We start from the raw sequence: 21,821 nt of genomic DNA on the forward strand, positions 1-21,821 counted from the left end.
CATTGATGAGTAAAGTTCAAGAAAAATATCAAATATCTCCTATCTTTGTTTTCTTCTTAATTCACGGTGCACAGTTTGGAGCTGGCGTTCTCGGATTTGCTCGAATCACCGCAAAGGCCGCTGGATACGACGGCTGGATAGGCGTTGTAATCACAGGCATCGTTATCCATGTTCTTATGTGGATGATGTATTTTTTATTAAGGGAAACAAACGGGAATTTAATTGATTTACAACGACAAACCTTTGGAAAGTGGATAGGGAACGTCTTTAATATCATCTTTGCAACTTATTTTTTAATCGTCAGTATTTCGGTTATTCGAACATACGTTGAAATTATTCAAGTATGGATGTTCCCAACTGCCTCCACCTTTATGTTAACACTCTTTTTGTGCCTAGTTAGCTATTACATCATTTCTTCTGGATTTCGTGTCATTACAGGCATTTGCGTCATCTCTGTTGGTGGTACACTAGGGTATTTATTTCTAAGCTTATTCGTTTTGAAATACTCACATTGGGAAAATTTATTACCCATTTTCACACATTCTTTTTCAGATATTTTAAAATCCGCTCAACTGTCAATCTACAGTATGACTGGTTTTGAGATTTACCTCATGGTTTATCCATTTGTGAAAAACCCTAAACAATCTCATAAATTTGCTCAATATGGGGCACTATTTTCAAACCTTCTATATTTATTTAGCACTCTTTTAGCCTTTTCGTTTTTTAGTGAAAAACAATTGTTAAAAACGATATGGGCCCAACTTTCTATGACCCAAGTTGTTCAATTACCATTCATAGAAAGGCTAGAATATATCGCAATTTCAGCTTATGCCCTCGTTATCATTACAAGTTTTATTCTACCTTTGTGGGCGGCAACGAGAGCAACGCACGAAATATTCCGTGTAAAACAAAGAGGTGTTTTAATCGCTTTTATGTTTATCACCCTCATTGTTTCACAACTTCTAACAAACAGACACGATATTAATAATTTTATTAGTAATGCATCAAAAGGAAGCTTTTGGCTCATTTATGTATACATCCCAATTCTATTTATTATTGTGTGGGTGAAAAGAAAATGGAAAAAATCAAAAGAAAATTAATACTTATCTCTTGTATAGCACTCTTTAGTCTAACTGGATGTTTACAAAAAAATATTATCGATGACGTACACCTTATCCAAGGAACTGTCTTCGATGTAGCAAAAGATAATAAAATAAAGGTAACATTTGTTTGTCCTATTCAGCAAAAAGGAAACAAAGTTCAAGTTTTTGAAGGAACAGCAAATGCGGTAAAACAAGTAAAAGCTGACACATCTTTAGAGTCTTCTCAACCATTTGCTAGCGGGCAAATGCGGGTTGCTCTATTTACCACCCGAATTGCTAAGAAAGGAATGGTTGCTTCCTTCGATACATTAATTCGTGATGTAAACATCGGGAATGCCTTATATGTTGCTTTACTTGAAGGTAATGGTACTGAACTTTTAAAAGGAAAGTACACGACTTCATCCAACGTTGCAATTTATATAAAAAAAATGCTAGAACATAATATGGAGACCGGTCCTTTACCAACAGATAATCTGCATATAGGAGCATTCCGTTATTATCAAGAAGGGCAAGACTACTATATTCCAATTTTAAAGAAACATGGTGATAAAATAAAAATAACGGGAATTGGTCTTTTTAAAAAGGATAAATATGTTGGTAAAATTGCAGAAAAAGATATGTTTATATTCAAAGGACTTTTAGAAAAACATAAGTTAGATTCACATGAATTTAAAGCAGATCCTGGGTACGTAATGATTAATAATATTCGTTCTATTCCAACATACGATATAAAAATAAAAAATGGTAAGCCTTCCTTTTCCATTCATGTTAAACTTGAGGCTCGTATTCAAGAAGTATCGAAACAGATTAACTTAGAGAATGCTAAGAATACAAAAAAGATTGAGAAGGTCGTTCAAAAACAATTGGAGACACAAGGTAAGAAATTAATTAAGCATTTTAAATCTCTAGATGTCGACCCTCTTGGGCTAGGAGCTAAGTATAAGCAACATTATCGCCCATTCAAATTAGAAGAGTGGAAACAAATGTACAAAGATGTTCCCGTTACTATAAAATATACCGTAGACATTACAAATTCTGGTGTAATTGAATGAGAAATGATTGAACTCCTCTCTCCAGCATGATACAACGGAGAGAGGAGTTTTTATTTTAGATAGAGAGAGAAGATATTTATGGGGGAGCTTATGTCTAAAAAATTAGTAAAGCCTATTTTAAATGGTATTTTATTTCTCGCCGTCTTTTTATTTGCTCATACATACTTAAAAAATGTTTCCTTCACACGTTATTTACTTGTCGTTATACCAATGTTACTCGTTGGTATATTCGGTATTGATCTTATTTTATCTATTTTAATTAAGAAAGAAGAATAACGAGCGAACATCTTATTTCTATAAGATGTTCTTTTCATTTCATAATCACCTTATGTTACAATAAACTTCGGCATAACGTAAGAAAGGATGAAACAACATGACAAACGAAAAAGGTTTAGATAAAGGATATGAACTTGTTGCAAAAATGCATGAAGTATTCGGACATCCTGTAACAAATACTCCAACAAAATTAACAGAAGAGCGTGCAAAAATCCGTGCAAGTTTTATGCAGGAAGAACTAGAAGAATTTCTTGAGGCAACGACTGTTGAAGATCAATACGATGCACTGATTGACCTTATTTACTTTGCATTCGGAACGTTTGCAGAAATGGGCGTACGTCCAGATAAAGGATTCGAAATTGTAAACAACGCCAACATGGCAAAACTATTCCCTGATGGGAAGCCTCGATTCCGTGAAGGCGACGGTAAGATTCTAAAGCCAGAAGGCTGGCAAGCACCGGAACCACAACTTCGTGCTGAAATTGAACGTCAGCGCCAAGAAGCTGAAAAAAACTGCTAGGATTTCCTAGCAGTTTTTTATTATGTCTTTTTTCTGTTGGCTTGTTAATGACCCACGTGTCCCGCGTGCCCTGCTGCTCCACTAATGCTAGCCGCTCCTGCCGCTGCTCCTGCTGCTCCCGCTCCAATTCCACCTGTCCAAGGAGAAGATTGTTGTTGTTGATATTGCTGATATTGTTGGTGTTGGTGCTGTTGACTATGCTGTCCTTGATGACCGTGGTGACCTTGTTGGCCTTGATGGTGATGATGTCCATGATGACCTTGTTGGCCTTGGTGGTGATGATGTCCATGATGACCTTGGTGCCCTTGGTGGTGATGTCCATGATGACCTTGGTGCGTTTGATAAAGAACAGCTTGCGGATGAATGTGGTGGTGTCCATGGTGATGTACTTGTTGTTGGTGATGACCATGATGGCCGTGTTGACCTTGATGGTGGTGATGACCATGATGGCCGTGTTGACCTTGATGGTGGTGATGTCCATGATGGCCGTGTTGACCTTGATGGTGGTGATGTCCATGATGGCCGTGTTGACCTTGGTGGTGGTGATGTCCATGATGGCCGTGTTGACCTTGGTGATGATGGTGTCCATGATGGCCATGTTGACCTTGATGGTGGTGATGTCCATGATGACCGTGAACAACTTGCGGATACGCACCTATTCCTCCAGCTACAACACCTATTCCTGGTACCGGAAATCCTGTCTGCACTCCTCCAACGAAAGAAGGAAATGTAGTTGGTGCTCCTACTGGAATTCCTGTCTGTACACCAGCTACTGATGTTGGAAATCCACCTGTTATTGTAGGCATTCCAGCCCCTGATGTCGAAAAGCCTCCCATTGATGTAGGCATTTCAGTTTGCATGCCAGCTACCGATGTTGGAAATCCACCCGCGCCTCCACCCATCCAGCTCGGAATTCCACCGTATCCTTGTTGTCCTCCTCCCATTAACATCATTTGTTCATAACTATCCGATCCACCCCCGACGAAACCATGTGGTGCATTATTGTCCATCCCTTTCATTCCTTTCACCTCTTCTACTCAATTTAGCCTACCTTTTTTATCATATTTCCTATAGAAGAATAGGTGTTTGTCTGCACTAGAATTCCGCTTCTTTTTCTTCATTCATGATAAAATTAATTAACTGAATATTTTTTCTAGGAGGTATGTATATTGAAGAATGTAACAAAGGCTTCTATCAATGATTTAGATTCAATCGTCCATATAGATATTGACGTAATTGGAAACGATAGTAGACGAAATTATATTAAGCACACTATCCGTGAAGGCAGATGCATCATTGTAAAAGAAGAAAATTCTATCTCTGGCTTTCTAACATACGATACAAATTTCTTTGGTTGTACTTTCCTCTCATTAATCATTGTTTCACCAACTAAAAGAAGGCAAGGCTATGCAAGCTCGTTAATCTCATATATGTTAAGTCATTCTCCTACTCAAAAAATATTTTCTTCAACGAACGAATCGAATGAAAGTATGCAGAAAGTATTTAACTCGAATGGTTTTATACATAGCGGAATAGTTGAAAACTTAGATGAAGGTGACCCTGAGATTATTTTCTATACAAAAAAGCTCAGAGCATAAACGCTCTGAGCTTTTATTTAGAATGAATTAGTTTGCAACAACGTTAACAAGTTTTCCAGGAACAACAATTACTTTACGAACCGTTTTCCCTTCAATTTGGTCTTGAATTGCTTCAAGTGCAAGTTGTTCCATTTCTTCTTTTGATGCGTCTTTACTCATTGTTAGTTTTGCGCGAACTTTACCCATAACTTGAACAACGATTTCAACTTCATCTTCTACAAGTTTAGACTCATCAAATGTTGGCCAGCTTGCATATGTGATTGTTTCATTGTATCCAAGCTTGCTCCATAGCTCTTCCCCGATATGAGGTGCAACTGGTGCAATCATTTTTACGAAACCTTCTACATATTCTCTTGGAAGTGTTTCAGCTTTGTATGCATCGTTGATGAATACCATCATTTGAGAAATCGCTGTGTTGAAGCGAAGCTCTGCATAGTCTTCTGTTACTTTCTTCACTGTTTGGTGGTAAGCTTTTTCAAGCTCTTTATTTGGTGCGTCAGTAATTTTCTCACTTAATTCACCGTTATCTTGAACGAATAGACGCCATACGCGGTCTAGGAAACGACGAGCTCCGTCAAGACCATTTTCAGACCAAGCAATTGAAGCATCTAATGGACCCATGAACATTTCGTATAGACGAAGTGTATCTGCACCGTGGCTTGCTACGATATCATCAGGATTTACAACGTTACCTTTTGATTTACTCATTTTCTCGTTGTTTTCACCTAGAATCATACCTTGGTTGAATAATTGTTGGAACGGTTCTTTCGTTGGAACTACACCGATATCGTATAATACTTTATGCCAGAAACGAGCATATAGTAAGTGAAGTACAGCGTGCTCCGCTCCGCCGATATAAATATCAACTGGAAGCCATTGTTTTACTTTTTCAGGATCTACAAGTGCTTCGCTATTGTTTGGATCGATGTAACGTAGGTAATACCAACAGCTACCAGCCCATTGCGGCATTGTATTTGTTTCACGACGACCTTTTTTACCAGTCTCAGGATCAACAACATTTACCCACTCGTCAATGTTGGCAAGTGGTGATTCACCTGTACCTGAAGGACGGATGTTTTCTGTTTTCGGAAGAACTAATGGTAATTCCTCTTCTTTCACAGCTGTCATTGTACCATCTTCCCAGTGAATTACTGGAATTGGCTCACCCCAGTAACGTTGACGGCTGAATAACCAGTCACGTAGACGGTACGTTACTTTTTGATTTCCTGCGCTCGTTACTTCAAGCCATTCAATCATTTTTGCGATTGCTTCTTCTTTATTTAAACCATCAAGGAATGCTGAGTTTACGTGTGCACCATCACCTGTGTACACTTCTTTCGTAATATCTCCGCCTTTTACAACTTCCTTCATTGGAAGATTAAATACTGATGCGAATTCATAGTCACGCTCATCGTGAGCTGGAACTGCCATTACAGCACCTGTTCCGTAAGTTGCAAGAACATAGTCAGCAATCCAGATTGGTAATTTCTCACCGTTTACTGGGTTAACTGCGTAAGCACCAGTGAATACACCAGTTTTTTCTTTCGCAAGTTCTGTACGCTCTAGATCACTCTTCATTTTTACAGCGTTAATGTAAGCTTCTACCGCTTCTTTTTGTTCTGCTGTTGTGATTTCTGCAACAAGTGCATGTTCTGGAGCTAGTACACAGTATGTTGCACCAAATAATGTATCAGGGCGTGTTGTGAAAACTGTGAATTTCTCGTCTGTACCATCGATGTTGAAGTGTACTTCTGCACCTTCAGAACGACCGATCCAGTTACGTTGCATATCTTTTAAGCTTTCAGGCCAATCAAGCTCATCTAGATCTTCTAATAGACGATCTCCGTAAGCTGTAATTTTTAACATCCACTGTCTCATCGGACGACGCTCAACTGGATGTCCACCACGCTCACTCTTACCGTCAATGATTTCTTCGTTTGCAAGTACTGTACCAAGTGCTGGGCACCAGTTTACAGGTACTTCATCAACGTAAGCTAAGCCTTTTTCAAATAGTTTTAGGAAGATCCATTGCGTCCACTTATAGTAATTTGGATCTGTTGTATTTACTTCACGATCCCAATCGTAAGAGAAACCTAATGATTTAATTTGGTTACGGAACGTATTAATATTATGCTCTGTAAATTCAGCTGGGCTGTTTCCAGTATCAAGTGCATATTGCTCTGCTGGAAGACCGAATGCATCCCATCCCATTGGATGAAGAACGTTATATCCTTGCATACGCTTCATACGAGATAAAATATCTGTCGCTGTATAACCTTCTGGATGTCCTACGTGTAGGCCTGCACCTGATGGATATGGGAACATATCTAGTGCATAAAATTTTGGTTTTTCTGTCTCATCTGGCGTACGGAATGTTTTATTTTCTTCCCAGTACCCTTGCCACTTCTTCTCAATTTCTTGATGATTAAAGCTCATGAGATACCCTCCTTGAAATTATATTTATTTTCACCGCCCAAAATACAAAAAACCTCTCATCCCTAGAAAGGGACGAGAGGTTGTAGATTCCCGCGGTACCACCCTAAATTAATGTACAAATGTACATTCGCTTAGATCCGTAACGTGGATTAACGGCAATTGCTACTATTAATTTCACAACTGCAACTCAAAGGCGAGTTCATAACGAAACGTGGATTGACTTGCACCGACCGTCAACTCTCTAAACCAGCTTCTATTACTACTACTCCTTCTCACTGTTATTACACATATAAGTTACGTGAACTATCCTTCACCTAGTATCTCTTAAGAGCTTACTAAAGCGAGGACTTCTCGGTTAATCGTTACTCTTCATAACTAACGAATTCATCTTAAGACAGCCGAGCTATCTCCCTTGTTCTAAAGGTTGTTTTATTTAAATATATTCTAAAACATGTGAACATGTTCCGTCAAACTAAACTGCAATTTTTTCTTCAACTGTTTCTTCTACTTTTACTCGTTTATCATAAATACTTGTTGCTACAAGCGCTACTACAAGCATTACCATGATTGCTATAAACAATACTTCCATATTGTATAAATCAACAATTGCTCCGCCAACGACCGGTCCGAACATTTTCCCTACAGTCGCCGCACTATTTACGACCCCTTGATAAAATCCTAATTTATCTTTTGGTGCAAGTATATTTGCAATCGTTGGAACCGCAGGCCATACAAATAACTCACCAATTGTTAATGTTACCATCGCAACGAGGAACATCGTAAATTGCTGCGCTTGACTTAACACAATGAATGACGCCGCAAAAATGAAAATTCCAATCATAATTTGCTGTTTTAAGGAACGCTTCATCCAGCGAATTAACATACTAACAAGTGGCTGCGCACAAACGATCATTGCTCCGTTTATCGTCCATAATAAACTATAATGACGAAGACTAATGTTTAATTCCTGCATATGTGTTGCAATTGCACCTTGCCACTGTACGTATGTAACCCAGCATAAAGCATATGCTACACACACGATAAGAAGTGCTTTAAATCCAGGTGTAAGTGACCAACCTTTTTTCATTTCGACTTCTTTTTGTACTCCTGGCTCCTTCTTGTCCTCCATACCACGGAATCCAATAAAAGCAATTAAGAAGAAAACAAAGTATAAAATAAAGTTCGCTAAGAAAATATAATCAAAACGATACGAAGCAACTAATCCACCACACGCTGTTCCAATCGCAATACCAACGTTTTGTCCAACATACATCGCATTAAATGCTCGTCTTCCGCCCTCTGGCCAAACTGTACCGACCATCGCATACATCGATGGGAAGACCATTCCAGAACCGAAGCCGATTAACGCTAGCCACACAACGTATAACGGCCAACCGTGGAAGAACACAAGACCTAAAATTGATACAAGTGTAATCACAATCCCTACTAAAGTTGATTTATAACCGCCCCATTTATCAAATAAAACACCGCCGAGCAAGTTTCCGATTACACCGGTAAGCGAGTTGATCATTAATACCATTCCGGCCACAGATAAAGATTTTCCTAGGTGATCATGCAAATAAATTGTATTAAAAGGCCATAAAAAAGAAGCACCCGTGACATTAATAATCATCCCAGCTACTAATAGCCATACTTTCCTTGGCATAGCTTCCCCTCCTATTCTATTTTTTTCGTTCATATATAACAGTAAAATTGTAGTCGTTTTTAAATAGGAAGGCAACTGATTAATAGTTGATGAAATTCAGATAATAGTTCGTCGGTAAATGAATTTATATTGGTTGCTTCTTGGATTATATCAGCGATTATTAGAATATATCGGCGCAACTACAAATATATCAGCGATTATTAAAATATATCGACTTACCGACAAAAAACGACAACAGTAACAATATATAAAAGGGTAGACTGCATGAAATTTTCATGCAGTCTACCCTTATTTGTACTATCCAACTTCCTTTTCTCGCTTCACACGTTCTTTAGCACTCCATTTAAACACCTTATCTAGTAGCGAGTATATTCTCCCAGATTCTTTCGTTAACAAAGGTCCTAACGATGCTAATATTAAAACATACAAAGCTGAGAACGGTTTAATCGCTGCCATTAAGCCACCCGCAATTCCAATATTCGCGACGATAATAGAAAATTCTCCGCGTGATACAAGCGTTAAACCGATATTCGTAGAAGCCTTATGCGATAACCCAGCTTTACGCCCCGCAACCATTCCAGCAGTAAAATTACCGATAAGAGTAATGAAAACTGCTCCTAATGCCAACCACACTGCTCCGCCAAGTGAAAATGGGTCTATACTTAAACCGAAGCTGAAAAAGAATATAGCTCCAAAGAAATCACGAAACGGAACAACAAGCTGTTCAATTCGATCACTATGCTCTGTTTCAGAAAAGACGAGCCCCAATAATAATGCTCCAATCGCCTCCGCAACATGAATCGTTTCTGAAAATCCTGCTACAAAGAACAAAATAGCAAATATTACGATAATAAAAATTTCATTGGACGAAATATCTAACATTTTATTTAAAAATCGTGTAGCTTTTCTAGCAACTACAAAGAATAGTAGCATATACCCTACTGCGATTAAAATAGATGTAAGAGCACCTACAAATGACGTTGCCCCTCCGAGTACTAATCCTGAAACGACTGATAAATATACCGCTAAAAAGATATCATCAAACATAATGATTCCTAAAATTAGCTCCGTCTCTTTATTACCAGATCTTCTTAAATCAACAATTACTTTCGCAACAATTGCACTCGATGAAATTGTTATAATCCCAGCAATAATTAATGTTTCTAATAAGGGGAAACCCATTATATATCCGTAAAGTAAACCTAATATAAAATTAAGCGATATATGAACAGTTCCCCCAAAAGCAATTGATTTTCCTGATTTAATTAATTTTTTAATTGAGAATTCTAAACCTAAGTAAAATAGGAGGAATATGACGCCAACACGGCCGAGGAAGGAAATAACTTCTCCACTTTCAATAAATCTTAAATCGATAAGCCCTAAATCTGGGGCATGAGGCCCCACTAGCATACCGAGTATAATAAGAAACGGGATAATCGAGAACTTTAACTTTGCAGCAAGAATAGCTGCAAAAGCGACTAATACTAACGCAGTTCCAACTTCAAAGATTAAAGTATCCATCGATTATGAATCCCCTCCTACTGAAAGCAACTCATTAATAATTCTTTTCACTTCATGTCTTTCACCTGATAATACGAGCATATCGCCAGCTTCAATGATAGAATCTGGGCCTGGATTAAAGAACTTCTTCATATTCTTTTTCAAAATGGCAATAATCGTTACGTTATATGTGTTTCGAACATGTAAACTACCAATTGTTTTTTGTACAACTGGTGCATTATTTTCCACCTTAAACCACTCAATTGATAATCCCTCAAAAGCCATTTCAATCGTATCTAAAGCTTGTGGTCTATATACCATTCCGCCCAATATAGCTGCAATTTGTCTCGCTTCAGAATCACGAAGAGAGACGCTTGAAATACTCTCTTCATGATCAGTATCAAAATGGTACATTTCTCTTCGGCCATCATCATGAATAACGATAACCATCTTTTCATTACCTTTTGTAATCACTTCAAACTTACATCCAATACCCGGCAGTTCACTCTCTCTAATATTCATATTTTCCGCCTCCTAATTTTTTAGTTACGGCTTTTATAAATCGACATCAATCTCCGTTTTAAAGCTCTCATCCTTTGAGATACCTAAATACTTTAGTGTCTCTGATGGAGTCGCGTGATGAAAATGTTTTTGCAATAGCGCAATCGCTATCCCTCTTTTGTAAGCATGAAATCCGAACGTTTTTCGCATTGAATTCGTTCCGATTTTACCAACAACTCCAACTGCTTCTGCAGCATTATGAATTACACGATACGCTTGTTGGCGCGTAATTGAATTTGGCGTTTTATTAGATTGAAATACGTAATTTTCTCTTTTAACGCCAATAGATTGTACGTAATCTAAAAGCGCTTCTTTTACTTTTGTATTTAAATAAATATCTTGTTTAAATTTTTCATCTTTCACAGGAAGAGCATAAAACTCTTTAACAGTCCCGTCTTCATTTAATACATCTTCAAATTTCATGCTAAGTAGTTCTGTAATTTTTAATCCTGTGTTAATTCCAATAACAAATAAAAGATAATCTCGCTGGGAGTGCTCTTTTAAATATTTTTTCATAGCCTCAATTTGGCTTATATCTTTTAATGCCTCTACAACTTCCATACATGTATTCTCCTCATCTTATGAACGGTAATTTTCTCATTATGTTGTCCATTTTACCTTATCATGCTATGAGATTTCCATGTGTTATCCATTATTTTCACAATATACTCAGGTGGTTCTGAAAACTTTCAATGTGGAAACTTACGATTGTATAAATACGTTGCGGTAAAAAAATGTGGGGGTAAAAGTTCAGCTTTTTTCTACAGATTGGATTCCTCCTTTCCTTATCCAGCTGCTCCTACTTTTATATTACTTTACTTATTTATATTATATTATACATTTCAGTAACATTAAAGTGTTTTTTCTGAAAATAATAAAAACCGAGCGTTTTTGCTCGGTTTTTATTATTAATCTTCTTTCGGAAGAACAATTCCTTTATACAATTGAACTGTAATGAAGTAATAAATCGCATAAATAACTACGAAAATTACGATTGGTACCCAAATACGGAAGTACGGATCGATTAAAATAAATCCGAAAATATTCATACCAACTAATACGTGAGCGATACCCACAATTGCTGGGAATAAGAATACTAAGAATAACTCTTTATAAATTGATTTCGTTAATAACTCACGGCGCACACCGATTTTACGAAGCATTTGATAACGCGTAATATCTTTTGATGCACCAGAAAGAATTTTAAACATAAGGCAGCTTGCCATCATTGCTAAGAACGCAATTCCAAGGAAGAATCCCATAAATACTGTTCCACTCGCAATGCCATAGAACCCACTATAAGCTTGATATTTACTATCCATTTGTTCAGCTTTTACATTTTTATATTTATCTAGCTGCAACTCGTCAAGTTTTTTCCATTCTTTTTTATATGTTAAAAAATCATCTGTTTTTCCGATAAATGCTATACCATCTTTACCATTTATCCCATCGTACATTTTTTGATCTACAATTTTAATTGCATGATCATTGTATAAATAATATGGATGGATTGTACTAAAAGCATCTATCCATTCCGCTGAAAGTTCTTTAGTGTTCGCATCTTTTTGATTCATCTCTCTAGAAACTGCACCTACCGGTAGTTCCTCTGAAACTTTTTTCGTATTTACTAAATCCTTCATAGACTTCATCTTTGCCATATCTTTTACTAAAGGACGATTTTTCTCTAAATCTTCTTTTACATAGTAAACGTATTTATCATCAACTTTGTAACGATATTCGCTTTTCTCTTTAAATGTAATACCGTCTAAAACTTTCTTTTCTTCAGCTGTTGGATTATGAACTACTGAATCATATATTACTAAACCATCTACCATTTTTATAACGTTATTTTTAAACGCCATACCGCCCGAAATTGCACCAGCTCCAAGCGCAACTAACATTGCCACTGTTGCAAGCACTTTCGTTAAACTATTAATTCGGAAGTTTAATTGTGCAAATGTAAAAGCGTTAAGTCCTTTTTCACTACGCTTTTTATTACTCTTTAATTTTTTAATAATAACCGGGAGAAGTGAACTAAATAGCATATAAGTACCAGTTGTTGTCGTAATTAATGCAATAAGGATTCCCATCTCTTTTAGTTTTTCCATATAGATCATAGATGCATAACCTATACCTAATAAAAGAACAGCAAGGAATGCCACTACAACTGTCTTTTTACCTTTTACTGCAACACGCTCTGTTTGCGCATCTGCATGTACTAATTGCAATACAGAAATACGTGACAATTTAATACTGTTCATAATTGCTGATAATACAAATAGTGCAAAGAAGAAGATGCAAGTAACAGTCATAGATGGTAGATAAAATGCTTTATACCCTTCACCAGCAAATTCAAGCTGTTTCATTAATAACTGTCCAATACCTTCTGCAAGTCCTACTCCAACTGCAATCCCGATTGCAAGAGACGCAGCACCTAATACGATTGTTTCAATAAACATAAGTAATGTAACTTTATGTTTTTTCGCACCTAACATCATATACATACCGAACTCTTTTTGACGAAGAGATAATAAGAAAGAGTTTGCATATAAAATGTAGAAGAACGTTATAATTGCTAATAAAAATGATCCTGCTTGGAATACGAATCCAATAGATTTAATCACTGAATTAGATTCTAAAAATGCTTTATTCAGTGCTAACGTTTGGAACATGTAAAAAATTGAAATCGACATGACAAGACCGACAAGTAAGACGATATAATCTTTCAGCTTACTTTTCAGCCCCGACATGGAAAGTTTAAATAACATACTGGAACCTCCTTTCTTACGCCTTTTGTGTACCTAAATCTGCAAGTACATCTAAAATTTCTTTGTAGAACTCTTCACGCGTACCACCGCGATGAATTTCTTTATATAGCTCACCATCTTGAATGAATAAAATACGCTGACAGTAACTTGCACTATATGGATCATGCGTAACCATCATAATCGATACGCCTTGATCTTTATTTAAGTTTGTCATCGCATCAAGTAAACTCGTTGCATTTTTAGAATCAAGCGCTCCTGTTGGCTCGTCCCCTAAAATAATTGCCGGCTCATGCACAAGTGCACGCGCTGCTGCTGAACGTTGTTTCTGTCCACCAGATACTTCAGATGGATACTTTTGAAGAATTTCTGTAATCCCTAACATACCCGCTACTTTTTCTACTTTCGGTCCAATATTACGTGATGCGACACCTTGAAGAGAAAGTGGAAGTGCAATGTTTTCATAAATAGATAAGTTCTCTAATAAGTTAAAGTCTTGGAAGATGAATCCTAACTTTTGTGAACGGAAATCAGAAAGCTCACCTTGTTTCATTTTCGTAATATCTGTACCCGCAATTTCAACAACGCCGCCCGTTGCTTTATCAAGCGTTGAAATTACATTTAATAATGTCGTTTTACCAGAACCAGATGGTCCCATAATCCCAACAAACTCACCCTCTTGAATTGAGAATGAAACACCTTTTAACGCGTGTGATTGGTTCTCACCTTTTTTACCGTACACTTTTTGAACGTTTTTCACGTCTACAACTGGTTTCGTCATATATATCCTCCTACGCTTGTTTTTCCATTACCTATTTTGCGCCTTTTGGAGGTGAACTGCTATTTGTTAACATTACAATTACCTTACACTTTTGTAATATAAAGAAGGTGGGCGTGTAAGTTTGGCTTTTCATACTAGTTCGCATTTCGGCATAGTAAATCGGTAAATGAAATTATATCGGCGATTTTTCAAATATATCAGCGGTTCTTACACTTTTATCAGCGATTTTTCAAATATATCGGCGATTCTTACACTTTTATCAGCGATTACCAAAATATATCGACTTATCGACAAAAGATGACAATAAAAATAGGCTGTTCCGCGAAAGGAACAGCCCACTGATTAAAGTTTCACTTTATTTCTTTAAAGGTGTTACCGTCCAGTACGTAATAACACGCCAAATCCATTCTAATGGACCCATTTTAAAGATTTTCATCCAAATTACACTAAACACAATTTGAATTGCATAAATTGCGATACATACATATAGCGTCTGCATGTATGTTAAGTTACCTGCAAAGTTAAATACACTACCAGCGATTAAAATCATTGCCGTTTGTCCGATATAATTTGTTAAAGCCATACGACCGTAGTATTTCAATGGTGCTAATAATGTTTGAACTGGTTTTAACTGAAGTAATAAAATTAATGCTCCTACATAGAAAGCTGAAATAATTGGTCCAACAGTAATACCAATTTTTAGAAAATGGCTTGCAGCATCCATTGTTCCATCTTCATTCATCAATATCATATTTACAAATGGACCAGCAGGCACGTGTCCATATTGATACCATACAGCTGCCACACTTAAAACAAACATAATGCCTGTAAAAATAGCGACTTGCTTTATGTTTTTTGAAAGATTTTCAAATACACGATATTGTCCTGCAGCAAGACCTAATAAAATTAAACCAAGTGGTAATAGTTCTTTAACACCCATTACACTAAAGGCTATTGTCAAAATAAGACCAATTACTAAGTTCGCTTGTTTTTTCGCTTTATAAAACGGTAAAACGATTAATCCGCAAATTGCATATAACGTTAACGCTTCTCCAGGCTGAAACATGTAATGAATCAAACCAAAAATAAATAATGCAACTACGCGGCGGAAAAATAGAACATATCCATTTTTCCCTTTCGCAATCGCTCTTGTAATGAAGATATAGAATCCCACTCCAAATAAGAATGAGAAAATTGAGAAGAAACGACCTTCTACAAATAAGTATAGAAACCTTTGATAGCTAGCATCTACTGTATTAGGATCTGGAGTTTTAATATTAAGTAGCGCTAGAATATTTACTAAAATAATCCCCAGTAATGCGAAGCCACGAATGTAATCTAACTCATCAATTCGTTTGTTTGTAATATTGTTCCCCATAAGCAACTCCTTGTCCAAAATTTAATCCTCCCTTACTCTACTGGAAAAGGACAATTACAACTATCGGCAAACCTTACAGAAATCTTACATTATTGTCATATAGCAAAATAAAACCAGGTCATATTTCGACCTGGTTTACTCTGATTGTTTTGATTTTTGAGGTTGTCCTTTTTTACTATTACGCTGTTTTACTTGAACAATGGGATCAAGTTCATTCGAAAACTCAGCGTTATGTCCATTTTGTGTTTTTTGCTCTGGATTATTTTGATCTGAACGTTTCGCCATTACATTCACTCCTTCTTAGTGCGGTGTAATAATCATTTGATGTTGCAATTGGCGAATTGCCATGCGTGCTCTATTTAGCTGCTCACGTTGCTCATCATTCGCATGTTGTTGCATCGTTTGTAAATCGTTATATGCTTGTTCTAATTGTAACTGCGCATCTGAATACTCCATCGTATTGTAATGCTCTTGTCTCATGCCTTGGTCTAATTGTTCTTTCGCATATTCCACAGCTTGTTCCGCTTGTGTAATATACGATTCAAGTGATTGACGCTCTGCCATAATTGTCCCTCCTTGCTTCAATTCCCCTTTAGTGTGTCCCTTCCATCTCCACCTTATGAGTATGTTATAATGGATTTTGTTTCATTTTGACTCGGCTTAGGAGGGAAAGTAATGAAGGTTCAAAACCCTTTTCCATATACAAACGACAATAAACGTTATCATACATGGAATTACCATTTACGAAATGAATTTGGTGAAAAAATCTTTAAAGTCTCATTAGATGCTGGCTTCGATTGTCCGAATCGTGACGGTACAGTTGCTTACGGCGGTTGTACATTTTGCAGTGCCGCTGGATCTGGTGACTTCGCCGGTGATCGCCGCGATGATGTTATAACGCAATATCATGAAATGAAAGAAAAAATGCGCTCTAAGTGGAAAGATGGAAAATGTATCGCTTATTTCCAAGCGTACACAAATACACATGCACCACTTGAAGTGTTAAAAGAAAAATTCGAACCGCTTCTAGCAGAAAAAGACGTTGTCGGTCTTTCTATCGCAACTCGTCCAGATTGTTTACCAGATGATGTTGTTGAATATTTAGCGGACTTAAATAAACGCACATACCTTTGGGTTGAACTCGGTTTACAAACTGTTCACGAACGAACTGCAAACCTTATTAATCGCGCTCACGATTATCCGTCTTACGTGGAAGGCGTAAATAAATTACGTAAGCACGGCATTAAAGTTTGCTCTCATATTATTAACGGTCTTCCACTTGAAGATTACGACATGATGATGGAAACAGCTCGTGAAGTAGCGAAACTTGATGTACAAGGAATTAAAATCCACTTACTTCACTTATTAAAAGGAACGCCAATGGTGAAGCAATATGAAAAAGGACAACTCGAATTCCTTTCTCTTGAGGATTACGTAAGTCTCGTTGTTGACCAACTTGAAATTATTCCAGAAGACGTAATTGTGCACCGTATCACAGGTGACGGCCCACCTGATTTAATGATTGGTCCAATGTGGAGCTTAAATAAATGGGAAGTATTAAATTCCATCGATGCAGAATTTGTACGCCGCGGAAGCTGGCAAGGAAAATATGCAAATGAGGAGAAACAACAATGAAATTAGAACGTGTATTACCGTTTGCTCGCACACTGCTGCAAACGGCTGTTAAAGAAGGCGACTACGCTGTAGATGCAACACTTGGAAATGGTCATGACACTTGCTTCCTAGCTGAAATTGTTGGGGATAGCGGAAAAGTATTTGGATTTGATATTCAAAAAGAAGCAATTGAAAGCTCAACAACTCGTCTAAAAGAAAAAGAACTTTTTGAACGTACTGTTTTAGTTCACGATAGTCACGATACACTTCTATCCGTACTACCAGAAGACGCAAAAGGAAAAGTAACAGGCGCTATCTTCAACTTAGGTTACCTTCCTGGCGGTGACAAGCATATCGTTACAAAACCGAACTCAACAATTTCGGCAATTGAACAATTACTAGAAGTAATGGCACCTGAAGGAATCATCGTCCTCGTCATTTACCACGGACACCCAGAAGGACAAGTAGAACGCGACGCTGTTCTCAAATTTGCAGAAGAGCTAGACCAAAAACAAGCTCACGTACTGCGATATGGCTTCATTAACCAGCAAAATAACCCGCCATTTATTGTGGCGATTGAGAAACGATAAAGTGAAACTTTAATCAATGGGGGGAATCCCCTACTGATTATTAGTTGAACCAATCGGGCATTTATGGGCAGTTTATCCCCCACCTAACTTCTTTGCTCCAACTGAATTTTAAGGTGGGAGTTTTACTGCCCGTTAATGCGGGGTAATATATCAACGATTTTTTCGATATATCGACGATTCGACAAAACATAACAAAAAAAGACGTGCACTCATTGCACGTCTTTTTGTTATTCTCCTATATAATGGATATATACACTATTTAAAGAAAGAAGGATAGAACTTTGCTAGTAGAACTAAGGGGAATTCAAAAGAAGTATGGAAAATCGCTTATACTAGACAACATTGATTTATCCATTCCAGAAGGAGAAGCACTCGCTATTGTTGGCGGGAACGGGACTGGAAAAAGTACTCTACTCAAAATAATTGCAGGCTTTATTTCACCTACGGCAGGGACAATTCAAAGGAAAGAACATATACAAATCGGTTATGTACCTGAACATTTTCCTGAAGGAATTCGTTTTACATTAGAGGATTATCTATTTCATCTCGGCCACATTCACGGTTTATCAACAAAATATGTAAAAGATAAAATTCCGCTGCTTCTTCAATCTTTTCACCTACATCATGCAAGGCATTCCGTTGTACGAAACTTTTCAAAAGGCATGAAACAAAAAACAGGCATTATGCAAGCATTACTTACGGACGTACATTTATTAATTTTAGACGAACCTCTTTCTGGGCTCGATCCTAACTCTCAGCAAGAATTAGAACATATTTTACTCTCATTAAAACAACAAGGTATATCTATACTCTTCACATGTCACGAAAAACAACTATTAGAAAACTTCGCCGATAGAATTGTGACGTTAGCAAATCATACAATTGTAGAAAATACCTCTGCACAAAAAGTAGCGGAACAGGTCTATATTGAGGCAATCGTTCACGACACATTTTCAGCAATAGAACTAAAAAAGCAATCCGGTTTTATACACGTTGCACACAATGCAAATCCAAATCTTATTCAATTACAAATCGAAAAAGAATATACAAACGAAATACTTCAGTTTTTATTACATAAAAAAGCATCTATCACACTGCTACAACCTAACTTTTAAATCGAAAGAAGGTTTATTATGTTTGCGCTTATTCGTTACCATTTTCTCGACTATACAAAATCGTATAAGTATGTCCCTCCTATTGCGATGTACTTTGTGAGCTTGCTTTTTGTATATACATATAAACCGACTCCTATTGTACCGACATATTTAGAAACAGCTCTCGCGCTTTATTTATTATCTGCCTGGATTACGGTCACAATTTTTCATACTGAAGACCCTGTACAAGAACAAATTACTATTTCTCACACAAATAATATTTCCGCATTATACGTTGGTAAATATATTACAGCTCTTCTCATTTGTACTGTATTATCTTTTATATCCGTAATCTATCCAATTATTTTGCAAATGTTTAATGAAAAAATGACAGTTTCTTTATTTCTAGTCGGATTTCTCTCTCACATGTCTTTCTCTATACTAGGAATTTCAATCGCAACATTATTTACTAGAAATATGATTCAAAAAGCAGGCACTGCTTGGCTTAGCCTTACCTTTATATTGCTTATAACGATCGCATCTATCCGGTTTAAAAAAGAGTTATTATGGTTTTTACCACCTGTCGAAAGCTTTCTAATGCTTGGCCAATACAAATATAATATACTGACTCACACACTATGGCTCACAGCTTGGGCTATCGTATATTCATTTTTATTATTTACCTTATTTCTTTTTATCGTTCGCAAAAAACGTTTTTAATTACATATTAAAGGAGACGAGACAATGATCGGAATACTAGCAGGAATGGGGCCAAAATCAACCGGACCATTCGTCGATACAGTTGTAGCAGAATGCCAAACAATATACGGAGCAAAGCATGATATGGACTTTCCTCATATGATGATCTATTCGTGCCCAACACCGTTTTACATAGATCGCCCTATTGATCACGAAGCGATGAAAAAAGCGATTATTGAAGGAGCACAAAAACTTGAAAGTACTGGCGCAAGCTTTATCGCTATGCCGTGCAATACGGCGCATCTTTATTTTAAAGAATTACAGCGTTCTCTTTCTATCCCGATTTTAAATATAGTTGACGAAACGTTAAAAGCAATTCCTGAAACTGCAAAAAGAGTCGCTCTTCTTGCAACGGAAGCGACAGTTCAAGCTGGTATTTATCAAGACGGGATTGCAAAACGGAATATAGAATACATTCATTATGAAAAATGGCAAACGATGATTAATCAAATTATTACGTATATTAAAAGCGGAGAAGTTGAAGAAGCTCGCAAATTATGGAGCGCACTCGTTGTGCAATTGAAGGATGAAGTAGATACCGCAATTATCGCATGTACTGATTTGAATGTTGTGGCTAGTGAGGATTTTGTTGATTCTTCTCAATGTCTTGCGAAAGCGGTTGTTAGGATATACTTATCAAATACAAAGAGATCTTCATAAACATAGAAAACATCCCTTTTGAAATGTGTTTTATGTTTGTTGAAACCCCTAAAAACTTTTAACTTTCTTCACAATTCTTTCAAAGTAATCACACTTAATCTCGCTATATTAAATACGTAGTTATTCATATAGGGAAGGTTAGGGGAACTGAAAGTATGAAAGTAAATCGTTCGCTTCATTACATTTTTTGGCGTTGGCATTTTTATGCTGGACTTTTTATTACACCGCTTCTTATTACGTTGTCACTGAGCGGAATTGGGTATTTATTTCGGGAAGAGGTTGAAGATTTCATCTATAAAGATTTATATTTTGGGAAGAGCGCCCAAACAGAATCTATTTCGATGTCTGATTCTATTTCCTTAACCGAGAAAAAATATCCACATTATAGTGTGGCGAAAATTAGTGAGTTTAATGGGGATTATAATACGAGGCTTACGATTGCAAATGAATATACGGGGCAACAAAAGTATGTATATTTAGATAGCAATAATCAAATTGTCGGAGATCAAAACGCAAGTGAAACGTTTGCGAATATAATGAGGGAATTACATAGTTCTCTTTTAATCGGTGGCACTGTCGTCAACTATACTGTAGAACTCGCGGCATGCTGGACAATCTTTTTAATCGTAACCGGATTGTACATGAGTATACGCCAATTCAAAAACACACCATCATCCAATAAGCGAGAAAAAGCAAAAAGACGTCATTCTATTATCGGTATTATATTTACAATTCCACTCGTTTTGTTAGTCGCATCTGGATTGCCATGGTCAGGATTTATGGGTAACCAAATTTATAAAATCGCATCGTCGAATGAATCGATTGGATATCCAAAGTTGTATATGGCACCGCCTGAATCAAAGGTAAAAGAATTGCCATGGGCAACAAGAAAAGAAGCTCCTCCTGAATCGAATTCGAGTAAGCCAAAAACAATTTCTGTCGATGAATTACAAAAAGGAATTGAAATAAAGAAGCCATACGTTATCTCACTACCAGCTGATCCGAAAGGTGTATTCACTGTTTCGAAATCGAGCGGTTCTGGTATTACAGGTATGCATGTTGCACCAAATGAAGAGATAACAGCTTACTTTGACCAATATAGCGGGGAACTCATTTCAAAAACGGACTATCGTGATTATGGATTACTTGCACAATGGTTCACTTACGGCATCCCGCTTCATGAAGGACATTTATTTGGATGGCCAAATAAAATATTATGCTTACTAACGACATTATCTCTACTACTTCTTATTTATTACGGAGTAAAAATGTGGTTAGCAAGAAAGCCGAAAGGAAAATTAGCAGCACCTCCAAAACAAAGAGATAAGAAGAGCATAATCGTTTTCTTTATCATGATGGTTATACTAGGCGCTATCATGCCTTTATTCGGACTATCTGTATTAGTGATTTTTGCGATTGAACTTCTTATATATGTATTTTTAAAAATACGATCATAATGAAAAAAAAC

22 protein-coding genes and 1 other annotated feature are annotated in these 21,821 nt (G+C 36.8%); of the genes, 11 read left to right on the forward strand and 11 right to left on the reverse strand.

The genetic code is table 11. From position 1 onward, the window contains the following. Positions 1–5 precede the first annotated feature (5 nt). From MKY21_RS23785 to MKY21_RS23800, 4 genes are all read left to right on the forward strand, one after another. Positions 6–1,100, forward strand: coding sequence for a spore germination protein (locus MKY21_RS23785; protein ID WP_000049072.1), 1,095 nt, complete (start codon positions 6–8; stop codon positions 1,098–1,100). Continuing rightward, complete coding sequence (locus MKY21_RS23790; RefSeq protein WP_000411371.1) at positions 1,076–2,155, forward strand: Ger(x)C family spore germination protein; 1,080 nt, start codon at positions 1,076–1,078, stop codon at positions 2,153–2,155. Before MKY21_RS23785 ends, MKY21_RS23790 begins: the two co-directional genes overlap by 25 nt. A gap of 90 nt (positions 2,156–2,245) precedes the next feature. After that, positions 2,246–2,431, forward strand: a complete 186-nt coding sequence (locus MKY21_RS23795; protein ID WP_000038775.1) for a hypothetical protein — start codon at positions 2,246–2,248, stop codon at positions 2,429–2,431. Positions 2,432–2,528: 97 nt separating this feature from the next. After that, positions 2,529–2,951 (forward strand): hypothetical protein, encoded by a 423-nt coding sequence (locus MKY21_RS23800; protein ID WP_000180554.1) that lies wholly within the window; start codon positions 2,529–2,531, stop codon positions 2,949–2,951. A 44-nt stretch (positions 2,952–2,995) separates the two neighbouring features. On the opposite strand, the gene MKY21_RS23805 is transcribed toward MKY21_RS23800, so the two are convergent. Next, positions 2,996–3,970, reverse strand: coding sequence for a hypothetical protein (locus MKY21_RS23805; RefSeq protein WP_341077491.1), 975 nt, complete (start codon positions 3,968–3,970; stop codon positions 2,996–2,998). Between the two features lie 150 nt (positions 3,971–4,120). Here MKY21_RS23805 and MKY21_RS23810 point away from each other — a divergent pair, with 150 nt between their 5' ends. After that, the gene (locus tag MKY21_RS23810; RefSeq protein ID WP_000800324.1) at positions 4,121–4,549 is read left to right on the forward strand and encodes a GNAT family N-acetyltransferase; all 429 of its coding nucleotides are present in this window, start codon (positions 4,121–4,123) and stop codon (positions 4,547–4,549) included. A gap of 27 nt (positions 4,550–4,576) precedes the next feature. Here MKY21_RS23810 and leuS read toward each other — a convergent pair whose 3' ends face one another. The 10 genes from leuS to MKY21_RS23860 all read right to left on the reverse strand — a co-directional run bounded on the left by leuS (position 4,577) and on the right by MKY21_RS23860 (position 16,200). Further along, positions 4,577–6,985, reverse strand: a complete 2,409-nt coding sequence (leuS, locus tag MKY21_RS23815; protein ID WP_000009466.1) for a leucine--tRNA ligase — start codon at positions 6,983–6,985, stop codon at positions 4,577–4,579. Between the two features lie 65 nt (positions 6,986–7,050). After that, positions 7,051–7,270 (reverse strand) — a binding site (T-box leader). Between the two features lie 187 nt (positions 7,271–7,457). Further along, on the reverse strand, positions 7,458–8,651 hold the full coding sequence (locus MKY21_RS23820; protein WP_001137555.1) for an MDR family MFS transporter: 1,194 nt from the start codon (positions 8,649–8,651) through the stop codon (positions 7,458–7,460). A gap of 297 nt (positions 8,652–8,948) precedes the next feature. Next, on the reverse strand, positions 8,949–10,172 hold the full coding sequence (locus MKY21_RS23825) for a cation:proton antiporter (RefSeq protein ID WP_000380174.1): 1,224 nt from the start codon (positions 10,170–10,172) through the stop codon (positions 8,949–8,951). Between the two features lie 3 nt (positions 10,173–10,175). Beyond that, positions 10,176–10,673 (reverse strand): cation:proton antiporter regulatory subunit, encoded by a 498-nt coding sequence (locus tag MKY21_RS23830; protein ID WP_001026056.1) that lies wholly within the window; start codon positions 10,671–10,673, stop codon positions 10,176–10,178. 33 nt (positions 10,674–10,706) lie between these two features. After that, the gene (locus tag MKY21_RS23835; protein ID WP_000454205.1) at positions 10,707–11,273 is read right to left on the reverse strand and encodes a tyrosine-type recombinase/integrase; all 567 of its coding nucleotides are present in this window, start codon (positions 11,271–11,273) and stop codon (positions 10,707–10,709) included. Positions 11,274–11,620: 347 nt separating this feature from the next. Further along, positions 11,621–13,480: an FtsX-like permease family protein gene (locus tag MKY21_RS23840; RefSeq protein ID WP_000897804.1), complete on the reverse strand. Its 1,860-nt coding sequence runs from the start codon at positions 13,478–13,480 to the stop codon at positions 11,621–11,623. 16 nt (positions 13,481–13,496) lie between these two features. Then, positions 13,497–14,258: an ABC transporter ATP-binding protein gene (locus MKY21_RS23845; RefSeq protein WP_000165838.1), complete on the reverse strand. Its 762-nt coding sequence runs from the start codon at positions 14,256–14,258 to the stop codon at positions 13,497–13,499. A 355-nt stretch (positions 14,259–14,613) separates the two neighbouring features. Beyond that, on the reverse strand, positions 14,614–15,636 hold the full coding sequence (locus MKY21_RS23850; protein WP_341077950.1) for a DUF418 domain-containing protein: 1,023 nt from the start codon (positions 15,634–15,636) through the stop codon (positions 14,614–14,616). Positions 15,637–15,771: 135 nt separating this feature from the next. Further along, positions 15,772–15,921 (reverse strand): hypothetical protein, encoded by a 150-nt coding sequence (locus MKY21_RS23855; protein ID WP_001129340.1) that lies wholly within the window; start codon positions 15,919–15,921, stop codon positions 15,772–15,774. A gap of 15 nt (positions 15,922–15,936) precedes the next feature. Next, on the reverse strand, positions 15,937–16,200 hold the full coding sequence (locus MKY21_RS23860) for a YtzC family protein (protein ID WP_000840869.1): 264 nt from the start codon (positions 16,198–16,200) through the stop codon (positions 15,937–15,939). Positions 16,201–16,311: 111 nt separating this feature from the next. Between MKY21_RS23860 and MKY21_RS23865 the strand changes: the two genes are divergently transcribed. The 6 genes from MKY21_RS23865 to MKY21_RS23890 all read left to right on the forward strand — a co-directional run bounded on the left by MKY21_RS23865 (position 16,312) and on the right by MKY21_RS23890 (position 21,810). After that, positions 16,312–17,271 carry a TIGR01212 family radical SAM protein gene (locus tag MKY21_RS23865; protein ID WP_000868030.1) on the forward strand — a complete coding sequence of 320 codons (960 nt, stop codon included), beginning with the start codon at positions 16,312–16,314 and terminating at the stop codon, positions 17,269–17,271. Continuing rightward, positions 17,268–17,840: a class I SAM-dependent methyltransferase gene (locus MKY21_RS23870; protein WP_000764497.1), complete on the forward strand. Its 573-nt coding sequence runs from the start codon at positions 17,268–17,270 to the stop codon at positions 17,838–17,840. Before MKY21_RS23865 ends, MKY21_RS23870 begins: the two co-directional genes overlap by 4 nt. Positions 17,841–18,121: 281 nt before the next feature. Further along, entirely contained in the window at positions 18,122–18,955 is an 834-nt protein-coding gene (locus MKY21_RS23875; protein ID WP_341077496.1) for an ABC transporter ATP-binding protein, read from the forward strand. A gap of 18 nt (positions 18,956–18,973) precedes the next feature. Continuing rightward, positions 18,974–19,654, forward strand: coding sequence for a hypothetical protein (locus tag MKY21_RS23880; RefSeq protein WP_000457774.1), 681 nt, complete (start codon positions 18,974–18,976; stop codon positions 19,652–19,654). Between the two features lie 24 nt (positions 19,655–19,678). After that, complete coding sequence (locus MKY21_RS23885; protein ID WP_341077499.1) at positions 19,679–20,353, forward strand: aspartate/glutamate racemase family protein; 675 nt, start codon at positions 19,679–19,681, stop codon at positions 20,351–20,353. Between the two features lie 155 nt (positions 20,354–20,508). Next, entirely contained in the window at positions 20,509–21,810 is a 1,302-nt protein-coding gene (locus MKY21_RS23890; protein ID WP_016118764.1) for a PepSY-associated TM helix domain-containing protein, read from the forward strand. Positions 21,811–21,821: the final 11 nt, after the last annotated feature.

This window comes from Bacillus sp. FSL R9-9497 (assembly GCF_038005805.1).
GTDB classification, from domain to species: Bacteria; Bacillota; Bacilli; order Bacillales; family Bacillaceae_G; genus Bacillus_A; species Bacillus_A cereus.